The sequence below is a fragment of the Rothia nasimurium genome (assembly GCF_014217215.1).
GTDB classification, from domain to species: domain Bacteria; phylum Actinomycetota; class Actinomycetes; order Actinomycetales; family Micrococcaceae; genus Rothia; species Rothia avistercoris.
This window is the reverse complement of sequence record NZ_CP056080.1, coordinates 740,069-759,919: the sequence shown is the minus strand read 5'-3', so window position 1 is coordinate 759,919 and position 19,851 is coordinate 740,069. Positions and strand designations below refer to the sequence as shown.

The window sequence follows — 19,851 nt, the reverse complement described above, 5'->3', positions numbered from 1 at the left end:
CCACTGCTTTCAGGGGGTTAGTTGCTCTTCTTGACCACGGAGGACTTCAGGTACATCTGGCCGGCGCCGGGAACCTTAGCTTCAATATCGTGGCCGTTGACGGGGCTTTCGAGCAGGCGGATACCGCGCACCTTGGTGCCAGCCTTGATATCGGCACCGCCCTTGACCTTGAGGCCCTTGGTGATGGTGACAGAATCGCCGTCCACCAGCTCGTTGCCGACTGCATCGAGCACCTTGGAGCCGGTCTCTTCTGCCTCAGCGGCATCAGCTTCGGCCCATTCGTGACCGCACATGGGGCAGACCCAGAGGTCCCCCTGCTGGTAGGAGTACTCTTCAGAGCAGGCGGGGCAGGCGGGTGCGGGGGCATCAGACATGGGGGCCTCCAAAAGTTAGGTGGTGTCTAGGTCGTTCCCCATTATCCCAGATAGAAGCACAAAACCTCCCGCTCTTCGGGGCGTCGAAGAGCGGAAGGTTCTGGGGCTAAACGTAGAGGACGCCTTACTTGGTGGGTGCGGGCCCTTCGTCGTTCATATCGGTGGCGGGGTCTGAGACGACATCGGCAGGAGCCTCATCGACCAGTTTCTGGGCCTTCTTGTCAGCCTTCTCGGCTTCCTTTTCGGCCTTAGCTTCTGCCTTTTCTACCTGCTTCTCGGTCTTAGCCTCGGCGCGGGCGTCCTTGATATCTTCAGCCTTTTCCTTGGCTTTATCGGTGCCTGCGGCAGCAGCTTCTTTAGCCTTTTCAGCACCTGCTACAGCGGCTTCCTTGGCTTTTTCGGCAACGACGGGGGCCTGTTCCTTGATGGTTTCTTCGGCGGTCTTGATGCCGTTCTGCACCTTGGGGTCGTTCCAGACGTTGGTGGCCTGGGTCTTGATCTTTTCGTACTGGCCGCGGCCTGCGCGGGCCCCCAGCACGTAACCGATACCTGCACCGGCGATGAACGCTAGACGTGCTTTCATGATAAACCTTCTTTCATCAGGTAGCTTGGTATCCCCTATTGTGCCAAAAGCATACTTATGAGCGGTAGACGACACACCGCACACGCACCTAAGATGCCATCGAAAAAGTGCAAGTGCCCCGCACTTTTCACGGGGCACTTGCACTTTTCCGAGGGAAGATCCAGTTTGGAGGCTAGACGTTAAATCTAAACTCCACCACGTCGCCGTCCTGCATTATGTAGTCCTTGCCTTCCATGCGGACCTTGCCGCGGGCCTTAGCCTCGGCCATGGAGCCGGCGTCGTCCAGGTCAGAGAAGGAAACAACTTCGGCCTTGATGAAGCCGCGCTCAAAGTCGGTGTGGATGACGCCGGCAGCCTGGGGGGCGGTGTCGCCCTTGGTGATGGTCCAGGCTCGGGTTTCCTTGGGGCCTGCGGTCAGGTAGGTCTGTAGGCCCAGGGTGGAGAAACCAACGCGGGCTAGCTGGTCCAGGCCGGACTCGTCCTGGCCGCTCATCTCCAGCATTTCGCGGGCCTCTTCTTCAGAGAGCTCAACCATGTCGGCCTCAAGTTTGGCATCCAGGAAGACGGCCTCAGCGGGGGCTACCATGGCGCGCAGTTCAGCCTGCTTTTCCTCAGAGGCGAGGACGCCCTCGTCCGAGTTAAAGACGTAGATGAAGGGCTTGGAGGTGAGCAGGTTCAGCTCCTTAAGCATAGCCATATCGATCTTGGCTTCTTCGTACTTAGAGATCAGGGTGTCGCCCTGTTCCAGTACGGCCTGGGCCTTCTTGTATTCCTCAAGCTGGGCGGGGTCGCCCTTCTTGATTTTGACGGCCTTTTCCAGGCGGGGAATAGCGTTTTCCAGGGTCTGCAGGTCAGCCAGCACCAGTTCGGTGTTGATGGTTTCCATGTCACTGGCGGGGTCTACCTTGCCGTCGACGTGGATGACGTCGGGGTCGTCGAAGGCGCGGACGACCTGGGCGATGGCGTGGGCCTCGCGGATATTCGCGAGGAACTGGTTACCCAGACCTTCACCCTCGGAGGCGCCGCGAACGATACCGGCGATATCGACGAAGGAGACGGTCGCGGGCAGGATGCGCTCGGAACCGTAGATTTCAGCCAGGCGAGCCAGGCGCTCATCGGGCAGGTTGACGACGCCCACGTTGGGTTCGATGGTCGCGAAGGGGTAGTTCGCTGCCAGGATGTTGTTTTTGGTCAGTGCGTTAAAGAGGGTCGACTTGCCGACATTGGGCAGACCCACAATTCCAATAGTTAAAGCCACGGTTTCTAGTTTACAGGGGTGAGTCAAGCGAGCGCGGGAGCATTAGTGAAGCCCTGCACGCGGTGCGGACGCCCGGCCCCAGCGGGTAGGTCAGGCAGCTTCCGCCCACCCACCTCTTGTTACATAGAGCACAGTATTTTATGCTGGTCAGCATGACAGTAGCGCTGTTTTCACCTCGAGACATCATCATTCGCCCCATCAACCTTGACTCCGATAACGACATGGAGCAACTCAACGCCCTCGATTCTGCCTGCGATGAAAAGCTCTACGGCTTTCCGTCAACCACAACGGTTGAAGAACGGCGAGCTATTCTTGCCCCCTCCGGCTACTACGAAAACCACCGCTGGGTTGCCGAAGTTCAGGGGCAGATTCTCGGCATTGTGCTGGTGTCGCTCCCCCTGAAAGAGAATCTGGACGGCTTACACTTCCTTCTCGCTGTCCATCCCGAGGCTGAAGGGCGGGGCCTGGAAGAGACGCTCACCCGCCATGCCCTGGCCGAGGCTATCAAACCCAGCGGACGCACCCACATCACCTACTACGGCTACCTCATGCAGGATGACGACAAGGAAGACCCCACCCTGCCCATCAACAGGGTTGCGGCTCTTCTGGGCTTGGAACCTAAGAATTCTGCTATCACGAGAATCGCTCCCCTACCGCTTCCCGCAGACCTTGTGCAGGCGGCTGAGGGCAAGACAATAGCCGACACCGCCTACACCTTTGAGGTCTGGGACAACCACATTCCTGAACAGTATTTAGACTCGGCAGCCGCCGCCTACCACCAGCTGGAAGCAGACGAACCCACAGGTGAGGCCCAGCAGGTCGCCGCGGACTTCACCCCGGAGCGCCTACGCGAGATGGAGGCCCGAGCTCACGCTGCAGGTGACGGTCTCATCTATGCCGCCGCCCTGCACCAGGGTACGGTTGCGGCCCTCACAGCACTGAGCTACCCCACCCACCCGGGCAATGCCTCAGCCTGGCAGGAATCTACAGTTGTCATGCCAGAGCACCGCGGTCTTGGCCTCTCCCGCACCCTCAAGGTTCTGAGCCATACCCGCCTACCGGCGTCCGCGCCCCACATTCGGCAAATTATTACCATGAACTCAGCCGTCAACCCGGCCATGATCAAGGTCAATGAGGAGCTGGGATACCGGCCCGTCTGGGAAGAAGTCTGCTACCAGAACTAGTGGCTAGCCCCGCCCAGGTTGAGCACCAGCACCCCGGCAACAATCAGAGAGATGCCCACCACCTTGACCAGGGTGATGGGCTCCCCGAGAAAGACCGCACCGATGGCGACAATCGCCGCTGTACCTAAGCCTGCCCACAGGGCGTAGGCAACTCCCACCGGGATGTCCCGCACCGCTAGCGACAGCATGAAAAAAGCGAAACCGTAGCCCACCAGGCACCCCAGGGTAAACCACAGCTTGGTGAACCCCTCGGTGTATTTCAGCAGGGTGGTGGCAATGAGCTCCGAGCCAATGGCGAGCGCGAGGAAAAGGTAGGGCATAGGCTCATTCTGCATGGCTCGTACAAAAAAGGCTAGAATAATAAGTACACGTATCTCACAACGATGTGAATCTAGGAGTTTTTGTATGTCTCACAAGGGCAGCCACGAATACACCGATGTCTCCACCGCAGCCATAGAAATGGGCGACGCCGCAACCCGGGCGCCGGGGTGGAACCGCACAGACACAGCCTGGACCGTCAGCCTCTTCGGCACCGCCGTCGGCGCGGGCATCCTCTTTCTCCCCATCAACGCGGGCTCCGGTGGTGTCTGGCCCCTGCTGGCCGCAACCGTCCTGATTTGGCCCATGACCTTCCTCGCCCACCGAGGGCTCTCCCGCATGGTCTCCGCCAGCTCCAAACAAACAGCAGATATCACAGAGGTAGCCGAAGAATTCTTCGGCCGAGGTTTCGGCAAAATCTTTACCCTGCTCTACTTCCTCTCCATCTACCCCATCCTGCTCATTTACGGCGTCAGTATCACCAACACTGTTGACTCCTTCCTGACCAACCAGTTCGGGCTAGAACCCCTGCCCCGCTGGCTTCTTGCCGCCCTGCTCGTCGGCGCCATGAGCGCCGTCATGATCATCGGCCAAAAATTCATGCTCATGGTGACCCAGTTCCTGGTCTACCCCCTCATTCTGGTACTCGCCGCGCTCACCCTCTACCTCATCCCCCACTGGTCACTCGACGGCTTTAGCCAGGTACCGGCCCCCGGCAACTTCTCGATGACCCTCTGGCTCATGCTGCCGGTGCTCGTCTTCTCCTTCTACCACGCAGCGGCTATCTCCCAGTTCTCAGTAGCTATGCGCAAGCAGTACCACGGCTTCGCTTCAGTCAAGGCCTCCCGTGTACTGCGCGTTACCTCAATCATTCTGACCGTCTTCACTATGGGCTTTGTCTGGTCCTGCGTACTAGCTATCGGTCCGGACGGCCTCGCTGAAGCCCGCGCCTCCAACCTCCCCATCCTCTCCTACCTGGCCAACGAATTCGACGCCCCCTTCATCAACTGGCTCGGCCCCATCGTAGCCATCGCTGCCATCGTCTCCTCCTACTTCGGCCACTGGCTCGGCGGGCACGAAGGAGCAGCGGGTATCGTCCGTAAAAACTTCGACCCCGAGAAAAAACGCATCAGCGACAAGGCCCTCAACGCAGCAATCAACGTCTTCATCGTTGTCACCGTCTGGGTCGCAGCCGTGCTGAACCCCAGCGTCCTCTCCCTCATCGAATCACTGGTAGGCCCCGTCATGGCCCTAGTACTCTTCATCGTGCCCATGTGGGCCATCCACAAGGTACCGGCCCTAGCCCCCTACCGCGGCAAACTCTCCAACATCTTCGTGGTGATCTCAGGCGTCGCAGCCTTCTCCGCCGTCGTCTACGGCCTGATCCCCAGCTAACCAGCCCCACAGGAAAAGGCCCCCGTGCGGGGGCCTTTTCTTATAGGGAAATTCTTCGCGCGAGGTAAATGGAGTTCGCTTTGCTCACAGCTTCCCATTCGATCGCTCTTACTTCACCGCGCGCGGTGAACCGCTCGCTCATCGTGTCGGCTTCGCTCCTCGTCCTCCCAATCGCATCGCGGGCTCACCCGAATCATTCTTCAGGGCCGCGCGAAGCTCCTTGGGCAACGAGAAGAGAATATCTTCCTTGGCGGTCTCAAACTTCTCAACGTCAACGTAACCGTAGTCTGCCAGCAGACGCAGCACGTCCTGCACCAGCACCTCGGGCACAGAAGCGCCAGAGGTCAGACCCACGGTGGTCACGCCTTCGAACCAGGCCTCATCAACCTCATTGGCGTAGTCCACCAGGTATGCCTGCTTAGCGCCGTATTCCAGGGCGACTTCCTTCAGGCGTACAGAGTTCGACGAGTTGGTCGAACCCACCACAATCACCAGGTCAGCCTTCGGAGCGATCTCCTTGATAGCGCCCTGGCGGTTAGAGGTCGCATAGCAGATGTCGTCAGAGGGCGGGTCCTGCAGGGTGGGGAAACGCTCGCGCAGGCGGGCAACGGTTTCAAGGGTTTCGTCCACAGACAGGGTGGTCTGTGAAATCCACACGACCTTCTCGGGGTCGCGCACGGTCACCTGATCAACCTCGTCAGGCGAGTTCACAATCTGAATATGGTCGGGGGCTTCGCCAGCGGTACCCTCAACCTCTTCGTGGCCGGTGTGGCCAATGAGCAGGATGTCGTAGTCCTGCTTGGCAAAACGCACAGCCTCGCGGTGCACCTTGGAAACCAACGGGCAGGTAGCGTCGATGGTATTGAGCTGACGCTCTTCCGCTGAGGCCACAACAGCCGGTGACACGCCGTGGGCGGAGAAGACGGTGACGGCGCCCTCGGGGACTTCCTCCACCTCGTCCACAAAAATTGCGCCCTGAGCTTCGAGAGTTTCAACCACATGGCGGTTGTGAACAATCTGCTTGCGCACGTAAACGGGAGCCCCGTAGTGGTCTAGGGCCTTTTCAACGGCGATGACGGCGCGGTCAACGCCGGCACAGTAGCCACGGGGCGCTGCGAGGAGTACCTTCTTGTCGCCGGTGGGGGCGGCTGCCTCAACTTCTTCGCGGGTCCTGCGCACGCGGGGTACGGTGGGCAGACCCAGTTCAATGGTCTTCTCTTGGGTAGACATAGTCTCTATCCTACGTGGTTCTAGCGGGTGCGTGCAGTGGCTTCTCTCGCAGTCAGCCCCATGATCGCTGAGAGAAGAGCAAGAAGTGTCAGTACCGCCCCCGCAATGAGCAGGTTGAGGGCCAGGCCGTTGTGGTAGCTGGCGAAAGATGCGGTGATGGTTTCAGACAGTTTTTGCAGGAAAAGGACGGCCGCGTTGCTAGCCGGTAGCTGTATCCCGGCGGTGAGCGAGGCACCGCCACCCAGGAGGCCAGCGATCCAGAGTAGGGCTGCGGCGCTCAAGGCGATGAAAGCTAGGTAGGCAAAGCGGTTGCGGGGCCAGAGCAGGAACCCGAGCAGGGCGGATACGCCGCAAACCACCAGCAGGGGCTGCCAGAGGGAGGCCAGCCATATCAGGGTATTGACAGTGGAATTGATAGGCCAGATGTTCTGCCCCGTATCCAGGGTGATGGTACGGCTGGGCAGGCTTGAGGTATCAACACTAAAGCCGGTCGCCGACTGCACAGACGCCCCGGCCTGGTCGTAGATGGCAGAAAGGTCAAGCACCGCCGGGCGACTTTCACCCGAGAAGTTATAGGCGTGGGTATCTGAAATCACCTGGGCCCACAGCTGGGGGTAGGCATCGGAGGTCACCAGCGAGTTGGTAGCCCCGTCGACCAGGGTGTAGGTCTGGTCATAGAGCCAGTTCTGCACTCCCCCGTACCAGGCGGTGGAGTTCCCGTCGCCCAGGTAGGTTTCAATAGCAGGTGAGGCCATGATGTCGTCGGTGACGGCAGTTGCCAAACTGGTTTGGAAGTCCTGGTCGTAGGCGATGGATTCGGTCATCGCCGCAAAGTTTTCGGTATCTACCAGGGTGGTTTGTGCCCAGTAGGCTGTGGCTGCGGTCAGCCCGGTAGCCAGCGTAAGGAGGGCCAACAGGACGCAGAGAAAGCGCCTGGCTAGGCTAAAAGCCGGCCGGCGGCGCTGACGTCGAGGCGCCCGTGGGGGCGCGTAGGACGCCACCGGGGCGGACGCCACCCCCTGCGCCTGCGCTTCAGGCGGGTAGGCCCCCTGGGTATAGTGAGCCGAGGCCGGCTCTGCATAGGGGTGGGCGTAGCCCTGGGGCTGCTGGGCGTAGGCTGCCTGGGCTGCTTCTTGGGCGCGCTGATTTTCGGCCTGAACATAGGGGTTCGTCCAGTTGCCGTCGCCGTGGTCTTCTGTGCTCTTGCGGGTACCCGTCATGCTTGCATGGTAGCCGGTCTTACTGGGTATTTGCTTGAGTTCCTATTTTTTCTCGGCTCAATGCTTAAAGTGTCAGCCAGCGGTGGTAGAAGTAGGTGTATGAACAGTTTTGGTGATTCTGCACCCGGTCATCTGACGCTGGCGCAGCTACAGGCCCAGCAAGAACAGCAGGCCCAGGGCGCACCCCGGCAACTAGCGGAACGCGCTGGCCAGACCAGCGTCGATAATCCCTGGCCCCTACATGTGCTGTCAAATAAGATGCACGAGTATATTGCCCGTTGCGTACCGACCTGGGTGGAGGGGCAGATTATTGAGCTCAACCACCGCGGCAGGGTTTCTTACGTGACGCTGCGCGATATTGAGCAGGAGGTCTCAGTCTCGGTGACGGTCTGGGGCTCAGAGATGGCTAAGGTGCAGGGCCAGCTGGAGCGGGGCTCTCGGGTGGTTTTGCAGCTCAAGCCTGATTTCTGGGTGAAGACTGGCCGCCTATCGATGCAGGGCTCTAACATCAAGCCGGTGGGTGCGGGTTCTATGCTGGAGCTCATTGAGCAGCTGCGTGCCAAGCTACAGACTGAGGGCCTTTTTAGTCCCGAGCGTAAGAAGCCCCTGCCCTTGCTCCCCCGCCGGGTGGGTTTAATTACCGGCCGTGATTCGGATGCTATGAAGGACGTCATTCGTAACGCTTCTCTGCGCTGGCCCGCCGTTGATTTTGAGGTGCGGGAGGTTGCGGTGCAGGGTGTGAACGCGGTTGCCCAGGTGACCGCTGCGCTGGCTGAGCTTGATAGCCGGAATGACATCGATGTGATTGTGATTGCCCGCGGTGGCGGCTCCTTTGAAGACCTGCTGCCTTTCTCTGAGGAGGCAATGGTTCGGGCCGTTGCAGCGGCGCACACTCCGGTCGTATCGGCTATTGGCCACGAGGCTGATTCCCCTCTGATGGACCACGCAGCAGATCTGCGGGCTTCGACCCCTACCGATGCTGGTAAGCGGATTGTTCCGGACGTCCGTGAGGAGCGGGAGCTCTTCGCATCGGCCCGCTACCAGCTGGGGCGAGCTGTAGAGCAGCTGGTGTCTGCTGAGCGTTACGGTCTAGCCCAGGTGCGGTCCCGTCCGGTTCTAGCCAATCCGGGCTCAGCCCTACTGGCTAGGTCAGAGGATATTGAGCGGCTGCGGGCGAGGGCTTCGAGCGCGGCCGTCCACCGTCTTGCCAGGGACCGTGATCTTATTAGCCAGCTACGGGCGCGGGTTACGGCTCTGTCGCCCCAGCAGACCCTGGAGCGCGGCTATGCGGTGATGCAGGACGCCTCCGGCCAGTTGGTACGCGATGCCCGCACCCTGCACGAAGGGCAAAACATTAGTGTGCGTGCGGCAGCCGGCGCTGTGGACGCAACCGTTACCGCCGTGCACGAGAAAAACCACTAGAACCTGGTCAGATGCCAGGTCAAGGAAAGGAAACCTATGAGCAACACCATCGAATTTAAGACCGAGCTGAATGCCACTCCGGTTGAGCAGCTGACCTACGAGCAGGCCCGTGAAGAGCTCCTGCAGGTTGTAGCCCGCATGGAGTCCGGTGCTAGCACGCTTGAAGAGTCTATTGCCCTGTGGGAGCGCGGCGAGGCCCTTGCCCAGCGCTGCGAAGCCTGGCTCGACGGCGCCCAGGCGACCCTGGACGTCGCTCGCCAGAACCAGACGTCCTAGTTCTGCTTGTAGTCAGCCAGGAAGTTGCCCAGACGCTCCAGGGCATCGGCCAGGGTGCGGGTGTCGGGAAGGAAGACCAGGCGGAAGTGGTCGGGTTCTGACCAGTTGAAGGCCGTGCCGTGGCTCAGCAGAATCTTCTGTTCCCGTAGCAGATCGAGCATGAACTGCTCATCGCTGGTGATATTGAACTTATCGATATCGAGCTTGGGGAAGAGATAGAGGGCGCCCTCAGCCTGTTTCACGGTCACGCCGTCCATTTCACTGAGCATCTTATAGGACAGGTCCCGTTGCTCTTTCAGGCGTCCACCGGGCAGAATCAGGTCGTTGATGGACTGATAGCCGCCCAGGGCGGTCTGTACGGCGTGCTGGGCGGGCACGTTAGCGCACAGGCGCATATTAGCTAGCAGGTTGATACCTTCGATGAAGGGGGCAGCCGCAAGCTTGGGCCCCGAAATAGCCAACCAGCCAGCACGGTAGCCGCAGACCCGGTAGGCCTTGGAAAGACCCGAGAAGGTTAGGGTGAGTACGTCGTCGCCTGCCAGAGCTGCCACGTGGGTCATCTGGGCGCCGTCGTAGAGAATCTTCTCGTAGATCTCATCAGCAAAAATTACCAGCTCGTGTTCCCGTGCCAGGTCAACAATCTGCTGGAGTACCTGGGGCGTATAAACAGCACCGGTGGGGTTATTGGGGTTAATGACCACAATGCCGCGGGTGTTGGGGGTAATTTTTGACCTGATGTCCTCGATATCGGGCAGCCAGCCATCCTCTTCATCGCAGAGGTAGTGCACCGGCTTGCCGCCTGCAAGCTGGGTGGCAGCCGTCCACAGGGGGTAGTCGGGGCTGGGCACCAGAATCTCGTCCCCATTATCGAGCAGGGCCTGCAGGGTCATAGGAATCAGCTCCGAGACACCGTTACCCAGGTAGACGTCGTCGGTAGTGATATTCATGATGCCCTCGTTCTGGTAATACTGCACAATGGCGGTACGGGCAGAGTAGAGGCCACGGGAATCAGAGTAGCCCTGGGTGTAGGGTAGGTGCTCGATGATATCCATCATGATGGTTTCAGGCGCTTCAAAGCCGAAGGGCGCCGGGTTACCGATATTGAGCTTGAGAATACGGTGACCGCGCGCTTCCATACGCTGGGCTTCTTCTAGAATGGGCCCGCGAATATCGTAGAGAACGTTTTGAAGTTTTTTTGATTGCTTGAATGCCATGAGATTTAGATTACCCTTTCATGCGGGTCAACCAGAAATGGGCGGCGTCGGTTTCTGAGACGGGGTTATCGCCGCTCGTGAGCGTATTGAGGCGCACCAGGGAATCGGTGTCGAGGTGAGCGGAGACATCGTTGATGATGTCCTTGACCTGCTGGGGCAGCTCCCCGGCACGGGTGACGGGCACGATGTTTTGCGCGAGCTGGGTGCGCTCGGGGTCCTCAAGTAGCACGAGGTTATTAGCCGGGATTTCTGCGCTGGCTGAGTACATGTAGCTCATGCTGGTTGCGCCGGTGATGAGCTCCTGGGCCTGATCTGACCGGCTATCAGCGGTCTTGCTGGCTCCCGGGGTGCAACTGTAGTGGGTGCTCAGCGAGGTAGCACCGCTAGGGTTGGTGGCATAGCTTTCGGGGGCAACCAGGCTCAGCTCAGTGCAGACCTGCCCCAGGTCGCTCATGGTCTCCAGACCGTAGCGCTGGGCAGTAGCCCGGGTGACCACGTAGCCATACCGGTTGGTAGCGATCGAGGGCGAGAGCACCTCAGCGGTGTCGGGTAGGGCACGGTCAACGTAGCTGACGATGTCGTTGCTGCTGAGCCCGCGCACGTTCAGCGAGGTAGCGCTGGGGCTGGGCGTAGCAGTAAGACTTGGTGTAGCGGTAGGGCTGGAATCAGCGGATGCGCCCGCACGAGCTTCTGCGCTCGCAGTTGGGTCTGGCGCGGGGCTGGTGTCTGCCGCGGTGCTAGCCCGCTCTTCTTCGATAATGGTGGGGCTAACCGCTCCGTTATCGGTGAGGTAAAGCAGCAGGTCGCCAGACAAATCAGGAGTAATATGCACAAGCCCCTCTCCCGGGCCGGTTGCAGTAGGGCTGGCTGTAGCGGTGGCAGCGGTGTCTATTCCCATACTGGCGAAGTAGGCTGGGCGGCTATCGTCGGTCTCAACCACCTCAACGGTGTAACCCGCTTCTTGCAGGGCAGCCTGGTAGATATAAGCTGCGTGTCGGGTCTCCGCCGTCAGCCCGGTACCGATACGCAGGGTAGCGGTCGTGGCGGGGCTAGTCGAGACAGTTGTGTTGCTGCCGGTCGTTGAGCTGCCACAGCCGCTCAGCAGAAGGCCGGTGGCCGCAGCGAGAGCAACCAGCTGGGCGCGGTAGCCCCGTGTTCGCGGGCGTGCTTTTTCCTTAGCCGCTTCCCTAGTCATGCGAACCCTCCCGGTACTTACCTGCCAGCTCACTGGCGTCCGCGTACCCTAAGAGGCATGCGGCCTCGTCCACCAGGGAGTAGTAGAAATGCTGGTCTAGTTCAGCCAGCGGAACCCACTCTGCCAGGTCGGTCGATCCACCGACCTCGGCAGTAAGCTCCCCGCCGGTGACGTGGGCAGTGTAGATGGTGCGCAGGGCGCAGAAAGGACGGGTTGCCCCGGCTTCGGGCTCAAAGTAGGCCGCGTGCACCCCCAGCAGGCGGTCAAGTTCCACCCGGTAACCGGTTTCTTCAAAGACTTCGCGCACGGCAGTATCATGGGGCTGTTCGCCGGGGTCCATGCCGCCACCGGGTAGGGTCCAGCCGGGGCGGTAACCGGGAATATGCGGTACCCAGCGGGAGAGCAGAATCTTGCCGTCCTCAATCACCACGGCGTAAGCGGCCGGGCGGGTATCCATCACCAGGGGCATCTCTTCTTCCTTTGTTTGTCTCTGAAAAACCAGTCTATTGCACCCTTGCCTCAGATGCGCCACCCTAGCGTTCGCGGGCAGCTGGCATACCGGTTTTCTTCGGACAAAGACGATAGGCTCGTAGGTATGACAGTAACCGGGATTTTAGCAGCAGAAACAACGCCCCTTGAAGAAAGCGCTGAGGCCGCCGGAACCGTAATGGCCAGGCTGGCCAGCCTAGATTTTTGGCTGGGAGCGCCTCTGCGCATACTCATCATTATCATCCTCGGGTTCGTCTTGCACGGCCTGGTACGCGTAGTCATTCGCCAGGTCACCGACTCTATCGCCCGCGGCACCCGCAACCGGGTGGTTGCAGCAGAAGAGAAAAAGGGCGGTAAAACTAGCCGGTGGAAGGCCGATACGTCACTGGCGAGCGCCCGCCAGTCCCAGCGAGCGCAGACCGTTGGCTCGGTGCTCCGGTCGGTCTCGTCGATTGTGATTTGGACGATCATGATCGTCATGATTATCGCCGAGCTGGGCTTCAATATTGCCCCCGTCATTGCCTCAGCCGGTGTGGTGGGTGTTGCCCTTTCGTTCGGGGCTCAGTCTCTCGTTAAAGACTTCCTCTCGGGTATCTTCATCGTGGCCGAAGACCAGCTAGGCATCGGTGACTGGGTCAACCTGGGTGAGGCCGAGGGCGAGGTAGAGGCAGTGGGTCTGCGCACCACCCAGGTGCGTGATACGGCAGGAACCCTCTGGCACGTGCGCAACGGCGAGATTCTGCGTGTGGGCAACTCTTCCCAGGGCTGGGCCCGCACCATCATCGACCTGCCCATTCCCTACGATGCCGATATTGACGAGATGGCGAGCTTCCTCATGACCTCAATTCAAAAAGCCATCAAGCTACCCGGTATCAAAGAGAACATCTCGGGCAAGCCTCAGTACCTGGGCGTGCAGTCTGTGACCGGTGAATCAGTGGTACTGCGTCTGACAGTCAAGACCGCCCCCTCCGAGCAGTTCGCGGTGGGGCGTAAGCTCCGGGAAGAGCTCAAGAAGGCTATGGATCAGCGAGGCATTCGTATTCCGCTGGCTAACCAGTCGGTGATTCACAGCGAGACGCACGAGGAGCGCTCCGTGGTTTCCTCTTCTGCCCAGAAAGCAGAAGAAAAGACCGACCAGAAAGGCTAGCTGTCGGTAGACCCTCAGCGCAGCTTGTTATTTAGCGTTTTTTGCCCCGGGAGCCTCGGCCCGATCCCTTGGCGCTCCCCTTACCGCCCTTCTGGGCCTGGTACTGGCGCAGGTTGCCCTTCTTCTGGGCGTTCCGCTTCTTGCGGTCTTCCGCCTCACGGCGCTTATTAGCAGCCGCCCGCTTCCGCTTGGCCTCTTCTTTCTCGCGCCGTTGCTTCTCAAGGGCTACCTCACGGCTATCGCTACCGCGCTGAGAGGCGGCGGTGCGGCCGCGGGTAATCCCCACGAAGTCCTGGATTACCTGCTCGCGGGCGTCCTCACGCACCTCCCGCTTCCACACCAGCAGAACCGGGTACTCGCCCAGTCCCTCAACCGGGCGGTAGGTCAGGTCTTTGCGGTGGTAAAAACGGGCTACAGACATAGGTACGACCAACAGGCCCAGCCCGGCAGCCACCAGCTCAATCGCGTCGGCCCGGTGCCTCATTTGAGGTAGCGGACGCGGGTTCTCGGCTCGGTAGTCGGCGGAAAGGTCGCGCCACTCGGGTACCTCATCGGGGCTCTGGAGCAAAAATTCTTCGGCCAGCTCGGCAACCGGAACGGTCTCGAGCACCGTCAGCAGGTGATCCTTAGGGAGTACCACCACCGGGGTTTCCCGGTAGAGTTCAATCGCGTGGTAGCGCTTCTTATCGCGGGCTTCGGGCTCGTCCTCAGCGCGCACCAGCGCCATATCCGCAAAAGCATCGAGCGAAGCAAGGCCCTGCCCCTCAGCTAGGGCTACATCGGTCAGAGGAGCCAGCGCCGAATAGCGCTCCCGCCACCGGGTAAACCACTTACCGGGCATAACCCCGGGAACGAACCCCACACAGAGACCGGGCACCTGCCCCACCTGCTCATAACGGGCGGTCTGGTCATCAACCAGCAGGTCGGGGTGGGCAAGAATCAGCTCGCTCAGGGTCATAGCTTGGTGTCTTTCGGTAGTCGCAGCATGGAACGTTTCCTGTCCCGGATTTTTACGGTGATAATGACGACCGCCAGCAGGGCCAGCACCAGGGCGGCTACCTGCGGGTTCTCAAGCCAAAGCCAGACAACCGACATGCCAACCGTTGCGTAGATGGTACCCCACATAAAAGTACCCACCAGCATGGCTGGAATCCAGCGGGACAGGGGCATACGGGTAAAGCCGGTAGTCAAAATAACCGCAGTTTGAAAGCCCACCGTCAAGAAACAGGCGGGAACAGCCAGCACACCCCAGCGATTCACAAAATACTGAGCCCGGCGGTAGAGGGGATGATCCATCAGGTGCTGTATCTTCTCAAAGCGAGAGCCCCCAGCCTGAGCTAACCAGCCCAGAGAAAAGACGAGGGAGGTACGCACAATACCCACCACCCACATAAAGCCGATGGCGGCAACCCAGTGCAAACTTTCAAGCCATTCCCTCACCCCACCAGTCTAGCCTGTTCTCAGAGTCTGGCGCGGCGATGTCCGTCTCTCTTCCCTCTGGAAAGCGCCTCTTCCTTCCGCTGGCAAGGCACAACAAGGCCTTTTTAGGGTTACCTATCTCAAAAAATAGGTTGACCAAAAAAATTTTCACCAAAGACTAGCCAGAGGGGGCTTAATTAGGTTATATTTTTATCACCAAATAGCCGCAAGGCCCTGTGGGAGGGCTGGCTAGGCGGTACAAAGAAGACTTTTCTTCCTGTGTGTGATGCAGCTAGAGGCACCTGACTGAGGTGCCTCTAGCTTTTTAAAGAGGGGTCAGCTACGAAGCCGCAGGAGTTTAGGTGAGCTTGATACCTTTTACTTTCTTGAGGACACGGGGCAGGGCGTCAAAGGCAGTCATGCGAAGCCCCATAGCTAGTAGCTCCGAGCGACCCAGCAGATAGCCAACAGCGAAGGGATCAAGCCCCAACTCGTTAGCCTGAACGCGCAGGCCCAAAAGCCAGTTGCCCATCGTCAACTCGTCAGTCAGCTCACCCAGCTCTGCCTGAACAGCCCTAGCCCGCGCCACTAGCTCAGCCTGGGGCTCAGTCAGGGAAAGCCCAGCATCGGCAGCAGCAAAGAGACAGTAGCGCACCGCCTTAGCTGCCTTACGCACATCGTGTAGGCCCTCATCAAAGGCAGCGCTCGCCGAGAAGTCAGCCGCCTGCTCTGGCCAGGTAGCCACGGCTCGCTCCCCCTCCTTGACCAGGCTCTTCCGCAAACGCTTAGCTACCTTATTCACGTAGTTCTCGCTATTGAGCGGCAACTCAACAGCCAGGGTTACATCGGCCAGTAAAGATTCGAGAGCCAGCTGAAGTTCCAGCCTCCCAGCAGAGGCCAGGTAGCGGCGGGCCTGGGCAGCGGCGTCCGCCTGCTGGTGCTCCATGACCGCACCGAAGGCAGCGCCTGCGCTCTCCCCTAGCACCGGGTAGGCCTGCAGAACCCGCTGTGCCATAGGGTGCACAAGCTCGCTATTACGATGTGACTCTAGCTGGTGGGCATAGGTTTTCAGCCCCTGCATCATATCTTCAAGAGCCGGAGCAAAACCGCTGCGCGCATACGGCAGGGCCATGTATTTCAGCACGCTCCGCAGCTGACGGGCAACAATGCGCCCCTGGTGGGTGGCATCGGGCGCTCCCGCTGCCACCAGTAGATCAGCCTGGGCAAGCCGTTGGGTGTGAGAGGCAAGTACCCGGGTAAGTAGCTCAGCAGAGCTCGGCACCGGGGGAAGTTCAGTTGCCAGAGCCTTCTTTTTCTTTTTCGCTACCTTCTTGCCCGACCCCTTAGCTTTGCTGCCTGCCCGCCGGGCCTCGAACTCGGCGTCCTGGCCCAGGGCCCGGGCAATCTTAGCCGGCGACTGCGAGGGCACAGCCCCGACGGCCTGTAGCTGACGGGCAACGTCCGTAAAGAGAGCTTCTGTGAGCTTACGATCTTGTGCGGTCTGCCCCAGCAGCTCTACCTCCCACTCGTGCCAGGCCCGTTCCTGGCCGGTGGCATAGTCAAGGGCCTGAACCCGGTCATCGCAAATCTCAGCTAGCTGTTGCCCGGCCTTATCGAGGATCACGGTGCGGGTCCGCTGGGTTTTCAACGAAACCCGAGGCTCCATCTCTTCGCCGAGGGACGGAACCTGCACAAACTTCTTCACCGCGGCAGGCATAGCGGAGCGGTTAGACAGCAGATCAAAGGTCACCTCATGGCGCTGGCCCGCAGCATCGAACTTGATATGCCAGCCCTGGTCATAGCCACCCAGTCGGCAGCGCAGGGCTACCTTATGCCGACCCAGGTTTCCAGAAGGGGTGTCGTAGTAGGTGGCATCGAGCTGCTCTGTTACAGGCTCGCTGACACTCCACCTTTCGAAGCTCCACTCCACCGAGGGAACCTCACTGTTCACATCGGCAAGCTCAAATTTCTGCTCAATTTCCAGGTGGTGTGTAGCCATACGGGTAGCCTTCCTCAAAATATCGGGGATTGTGTGGTCTTGCCCCTTCAACAGAATACCCAGCTTCGCGGCTCCATGTGGAGAAGCTATAGCTGGGTATCTATTCTTTGAGAAAACTTCATCTTCGGCTAAGCGCGGCGGCGCTTCAGCACATCGTCGAGGTTGAGGCTTGCTGCCTCGGCCAGGGTCTGGGTCTGGCTCTTCGGCGCTGCCTCGGTATCAAGAGGGGCAGGAGCTTCCCTGCGGACGGTCTCTGCCTCAAGGTAAGTAGGCAGGGGTACCTCTGTGACCTGCCAGCGGGTATCGGGCAGAGCCTCGTCCATACGCAGGCGGGCAGGCTTTTGCTGGGTTGCGGCCTCGCTGTCAGCACTAGAGGCCGGCACAGCTACCACCGGATGGTGCTGGGTTTTAGCCCGACGGAGGGCCTTAGCCGCGTGGCTGACCGGCATCTGCTGGCGGGCACGAGCAGGACGCTCGGGAGCAGGCTTCAGCTCAACGGTAGAGACGGTACCTGCTGGGCGCCCCTGCTGGCTGCTGAGTGCGCGAGAGGTGCCTGAGGGGGCAGAAGGGCGCCGCTGAGCCTGACGCTGTTCAACCGTCAAGACGGTGCGGGCCCGCTGGCGGTTGCGGTCGCGCAGAGCCAGTACTCGCAAGGTAGCCAGGCAGGTTAGGGCTGCTAGGAGGAAAAAAAGAGGTAGAAGAGCAGTTGCTTTCCCCAGCAAAGCCAGCACTCCCGCAATAAGGCTGGCAGCTACAAAAGTCAGTGCCAGCCCAAAGAGAATCAGACGACCAGGCTTCAAACGAAAGGCAGGATTATTATGGGCAGCAGTTTCAGTCGAGGGCGCGGATGGTAGATGATGAGACTCAGCTTCAGCCAGGTGACTTTCGACGATATCGGCTACAAACTTCTCAGCACCGATATTCGTAACGGTGCCAGCCGTACGGCGGCGGGCAACAAACCATAGACCAGTCAGCACGCATACCAGCAAAATTAAGCCCGTGCCACTCAAAAAGCTCATCGCTACCTCCGTCCTTTCATCTCTGTGATAAAAATATCTAGTTCATTCTACCCCAGCAGCACCTTACCTAGGAGGGGAATGAGACAAGAACTGGGTGCTTTCGCCTCAGAAAGCACCCAGTTCTTGTCTCATCACTAGTGTCAGCTGGCAGCGCTATAGAGCTTCCCTTAGCTCAGCGTCCACCCGCCATTAGTATCAAGGCTTACAGCTCGGCTGCGAATTCCTTGATCCAGGTACGCAGTTCAGGGCCTAGGTCATCGCGCTCAGCAGCGAGAATGACGTTGGCCTTGAGGTAGGAGAGCTTATCGCCGGTGTCGAAACGGCGGCCCTTGAAGACAACACCGTACACGCCTTCACCCTCGCCGGTGCCCTGAGCCAGGGTCTGCAGGGCGTCGGTCAGCTGAATTTCATCGCCACGGCCCGGTGCGGTATTTTCGAGCACCTCAAAGACCTTGGGAGAAAGAATGTAGCGGCCAATGACAGCAAGGTTTGAGGGGGCATCCTCAACAGCGGGCTTTTCGACCAGGCCGGTGACCTTCACGAAGCCGTCCTCACCTTCAACGGCCTGTACCGCTGCACAGCCGTAAGCAGAAATCTGCTCTTCGGGAACCTCCATCAGAGCCACGACAGAGCCGCCGGTCTTCTGCTGAACAGCAACCATGGCAGAGAGCAGGTCTTCTTTTTCATCGATGAGGTCATCGCCCAGCAGCACAGCAAAGGGCTCATTACCAACGTGCACCTTGCCGCGCAGTACGGCATGGCCCAGACCCTTGGGATCGCCCTGGCGCACGTAGTGGATTTCGCCCAGGTCGTTGGAGTCTTCAACGCTCTTGAGCAGGGCGTCCTTACCCTGGTCAGCGAGCTGCTGTTCTAGACCGGGGACACGGTCAAAGTGATCCTCTAGGGCACGCTTGTTGCGGCCTGTAATCATCAGAACGTCGTTCAGGCCAGCGCGAATGGCCTCTTCTACCACATACTGGATAGCGGGACGGTCCACTACCGGCAGCATCTCCTTGGGAGTTGCCTTGGTAGCGGGAAGGAAGCGAGTGCCGAGACCAGCGGCAGGGATCACTGCTTTGGTCACGGTGAGTGATTTATTTTCAGTCATGCCTTTCAGAATACCCAAATTCTAGATTTTATCTGCATTCTGCGCCATGAGAAGCGGTAAATTGTGACTAGATTCAGCTAGTACAGGAGGAATACGCCCATTGGTCGCACAAGATTCGAGCTTAGACCCCTCGGCCAAAGCCTTTGCCCGCAGCTATCTGAGAAGACGCCGATCCCAGAATCTGTCGCAGCATGAGACAGTTCAGGGCTTTGAACGAACGCTCGCTCCCCTCTGGCAAGCCCACCCTACAGGGAGTACTCTTGCCGCTTTCCTGCCCCTTCCCACTGAGCCTCCCCTGCTACCGGCTCTGATCCGGGCAGTAGCTGAGGGGTACCGGGTGCTGGTGCCGGTCGTCCGTCCCCGGCGTCAGCTGGCCTGGGTAGAGTGGCAGCCGCAGGTAGAACACACCGTCAATGCGCTGGGTATCGTAGAGCCGATAGGCGAGCGCCACGGAGCTGAGGCTTTTATTCAGGCAGACCTGCGCCTGGTACCTGCCCTTGCCTATGATCTGGCGGGGCGGCGGCTGGGGCAGGGCGGCGGCTACTATGACCGGCTTTTTGAGCAGCTTGGCCCTCTGGCGCAAGCCCCCTCTACCGTGGGGGTAGTGTTTGAGCGGGAAATTCTCGATGGCCTGCCTGCAGATAGCTGGGATGCCACACTTCGGTTTGTGGCAACGGAAAAGACCCTGCACCGCCTGGGTAATTGAGGTCGAGCTGCCAGAACAGAGTAGAATAACCCCCAGATTTATCGCCTATTTGATGGAGTTATCCGTGCCTGTTTACGTTTACCAGTGCAAGAACTGCGGCCACGTGTTTGAGCAGCACCAGTCGTTCTCGGACGACGCGCTCAAGACCTGCCCCGAGTGCGGCCAGGACACCCTGCGTAAGAAGTTCGGCCAGGTCGGTGTGGTTTTCAAGGGCTCTGGTTTCTACGCCAACGATAAGGGCAAATAAGCACAGAGACATTCAAGGGGCTGCCTGCCACGGTATGTGGCAGGCAGC

The 19,851-nt window shown here is 59.6% G+C and carries 21 protein-coding genes; 7 read left to right on the top strand and 14 right to left on the bottom strand.

All coding sequences use genetic code 11. From position 1 onward, the window contains the following. Positions 1-17 precede the first annotated feature (17 nt). The 3 genes from HWU94_RS03630 to ychF all read right to left on the bottom strand — a co-directional run bounded on the left by HWU94_RS03630 (position 18) and on the right by ychF (position 2,215). Positions 18-374 carry a zinc ribbon domain-containing protein YjdM gene (locus tag HWU94_RS03630; protein ID WP_185174342.1) on the bottom strand — a complete coding sequence of 119 codons (357 nt, stop codon included), beginning with the start codon at positions 372-374 and terminating at the stop codon, positions 18-20. A 124-nt stretch (positions 375-498) separates the two neighbouring features. Next, positions 499-957 (bottom strand): hypothetical protein, encoded by a 459-nt coding sequence (locus tag HWU94_RS03625; RefSeq protein WP_185174341.1) that lies wholly within the window; start codon positions 955-957, stop codon positions 499-501. Positions 958-1,129: 172 nt separating this feature from the next. Beyond that, a complete protein-coding gene (ychF, locus tag HWU94_RS03620; protein WP_185174340.1) occupies positions 1,130-2,215 on the bottom strand; it encodes a redox-regulated ATPase YchF in 1,086 nt (361 codons plus the stop codon). Between the two features lie 152 nt (positions 2,216-2,367). Between ychF and HWU94_RS03615 the strand changes: the two genes are divergently transcribed. Continuing rightward, complete coding sequence (locus tag HWU94_RS03615; RefSeq protein ID WP_185174339.1) at positions 2,368-3,399, top strand: hypothetical protein; 1,032 nt, start codon at positions 2,368-2,370, stop codon at positions 3,397-3,399. On the opposite strand, the gene HWU94_RS03610 is transcribed toward HWU94_RS03615, so the two are convergent. Next, complete coding sequence (locus HWU94_RS03610) at positions 3,396-3,719, bottom strand: multidrug efflux SMR transporter (RefSeq protein ID WP_185174750.1); 324 nt, start codon at positions 3,717-3,719, stop codon at positions 3,396-3,398. The genes HWU94_RS03615 and HWU94_RS03610 overlap by 4 nt on opposite strands. An 85-nt stretch (positions 3,720-3,804) precedes the next feature. Here HWU94_RS03610 and HWU94_RS03605 point away from each other — a divergent pair, with 85 nt between their 5' ends. After that, positions 3,805-5,112, top strand: a complete 1,308-nt coding sequence (locus HWU94_RS03605; protein WP_244956015.1) for an amino acid permease — start codon at positions 3,805-3,807, stop codon at positions 5,110-5,112. A gap of 138 nt (positions 5,113-5,250) precedes the next feature. Here the strand turns inward: HWU94_RS03605 and HWU94_RS03600 are convergent, their stop codons facing one another. Continuing rightward, positions 5,251-6,342, bottom strand: a complete 1,092-nt coding sequence (locus tag HWU94_RS03600; protein WP_185174338.1) for a 4-hydroxy-3-methylbut-2-enyl diphosphate reductase — start codon at positions 6,340-6,342, stop codon at positions 5,251-5,253. Positions 6,343-6,362: 20 nt separating this feature from the next. Continuing rightward, positions 6,363-7,562 carry a hypothetical protein gene (locus HWU94_RS03595; RefSeq protein WP_185174337.1) on the bottom strand — a complete coding sequence of 400 codons (1,200 nt, stop codon included), beginning with the start codon at positions 7,560-7,562 and terminating at the stop codon, positions 6,363-6,365. A gap of 99 nt (positions 7,563-7,661) precedes the next feature. On the opposite strand from HWU94_RS03595, the gene xseA reads away from it, so the two are divergent. Together xseA and HWU94_RS03585 are read left to right on the top strand one after the other, a co-directional pair. Beyond that, positions 7,662-8,984 (top strand): exodeoxyribonuclease VII large subunit, encoded by a 1,323-nt coding sequence (gene xseA / locus HWU94_RS03590; protein WP_185174336.1) that lies wholly within the window; start codon positions 7,662-7,664, stop codon positions 8,982-8,984. A gap of 36 nt (positions 8,985-9,020) precedes the next feature. Next, positions 9,021-9,260: an exodeoxyribonuclease VII small subunit gene (locus HWU94_RS03585; protein WP_185174335.1), complete on the top strand. Its 240-nt coding sequence runs from the start codon at positions 9,021-9,023 to the stop codon at positions 9,258-9,260. Here HWU94_RS03585 and HWU94_RS03580 read toward each other — a convergent pair. The 3 genes from HWU94_RS03580 to HWU94_RS03570 are packed head-to-tail and all read right to left on the bottom strand — an operon-like array spanning position 9,257 to position 12,138. Continuing rightward, positions 9,257-10,474: a pyridoxal phosphate-dependent aminotransferase gene (locus HWU94_RS03580; protein ID WP_185174334.1), complete on the bottom strand. Its 1,218-nt coding sequence runs from the start codon at positions 10,472-10,474 to the stop codon at positions 9,257-9,259. The genes HWU94_RS03585 and HWU94_RS03580 overlap by 4 nt on opposite strands. A 10-nt stretch (positions 10,475-10,484) precedes the next feature. Continuing rightward, positions 10,485-11,669 carry a glycine betaine ABC transporter substrate-binding protein gene (locus HWU94_RS03575; protein WP_185174333.1) on the bottom strand — a complete coding sequence of 395 codons (1,185 nt, stop codon included), beginning with the start codon at positions 11,667-11,669 and terminating at the stop codon, positions 10,485-10,487. Then, positions 11,662-12,138 carry an NUDIX domain-containing protein gene (locus tag HWU94_RS03570; protein ID WP_244956014.1) on the bottom strand — a complete coding sequence of 159 codons (477 nt, stop codon included), beginning with the start codon at positions 12,136-12,138 and terminating at the stop codon, positions 11,662-11,664. The genes HWU94_RS03575 and HWU94_RS03570 overlap by 8 nt, the downstream gene beginning before the upstream one ends. A gap of 126 nt (positions 12,139-12,264) precedes the next feature. On the opposite strand from HWU94_RS03570, the gene HWU94_RS03565 reads away from it, so the two are divergent. Beyond that, on the top strand, positions 12,265-13,305 hold the full coding sequence (locus HWU94_RS03565; RefSeq protein WP_244956013.1) for a mechanosensitive ion channel family protein: 1,041 nt from the start codon (positions 12,265-12,267) through the stop codon (positions 13,303-13,305). A gap of 31 nt (positions 13,306-13,336) precedes the next feature. Here HWU94_RS03565 and HWU94_RS03560 read toward each other — a convergent pair whose 3' ends face one another. The 5 genes from HWU94_RS03560 to galU form a co-directional block, all read right to left on the bottom strand. Beyond that, positions 13,337-14,263: a LysR substrate-binding domain-containing protein gene (locus tag HWU94_RS03560; RefSeq protein WP_185174332.1), complete on the bottom strand. Its 927-nt coding sequence runs from the start codon at positions 14,261-14,263 to the stop codon at positions 13,337-13,339. Next, entirely contained in the window at positions 14,260-14,724 is a 465-nt protein-coding gene (locus HWU94_RS03555) for a hypothetical protein (protein WP_244956012.1), read from the bottom strand. Before HWU94_RS03555 ends, HWU94_RS03560 begins: the two co-directional genes overlap by 4 nt. A gap of 358 nt (positions 14,725-15,082) precedes the next feature. After that, positions 15,083-16,723 (bottom strand): CYTH and CHAD domain-containing protein, encoded by a 1,641-nt coding sequence (locus HWU94_RS03550; protein ID WP_185174330.1) that lies wholly within the window; start codon positions 16,721-16,723, stop codon positions 15,083-15,085. A gap of 128 nt (positions 16,724-16,851) precedes the next feature. Beyond that, the gene (locus tag HWU94_RS03545; RefSeq protein WP_185174329.1) at positions 16,852-17,700 is read right to left on the bottom strand and encodes a hypothetical protein; all 849 of its coding nucleotides are present in this window, start codon (positions 17,698-17,700) and stop codon (positions 16,852-16,854) included. Between the two features lie 244 nt (positions 17,701-17,944). Next, positions 17,945-18,850 carry a UTP--glucose-1-phosphate uridylyltransferase GalU gene (gene galU, locus HWU94_RS03540; RefSeq protein WP_185174328.1) on the bottom strand — a complete coding sequence of 302 codons (906 nt, stop codon included), beginning with the start codon at positions 18,848-18,850 and terminating at the stop codon, positions 17,945-17,947. Positions 18,851-18,950: 100 nt separating this feature from the next. Here galU and HWU94_RS03535 point away from each other — a divergent pair, with 100 nt between their 5' ends. Together HWU94_RS03535 and HWU94_RS03530 are read left to right on the top strand one after the other, a co-directional pair. Then, positions 18,951-19,556: a 5-formyltetrahydrofolate cyclo-ligase gene (locus HWU94_RS03535; protein ID WP_185174327.1), complete on the top strand. Its 606-nt coding sequence runs from the start codon at positions 18,951-18,953 to the stop codon at positions 19,554-19,556. 64 nt (positions 19,557-19,620) lie between these two features. After that, positions 19,621-19,803: an FmdB family zinc ribbon protein gene (locus tag HWU94_RS03530; protein WP_135013206.1), complete on the top strand. Its 183-nt coding sequence runs from the start codon at positions 19,621-19,623 to the stop codon at positions 19,801-19,803. Positions 19,804-19,851: the final 48 nt, after the last annotated feature.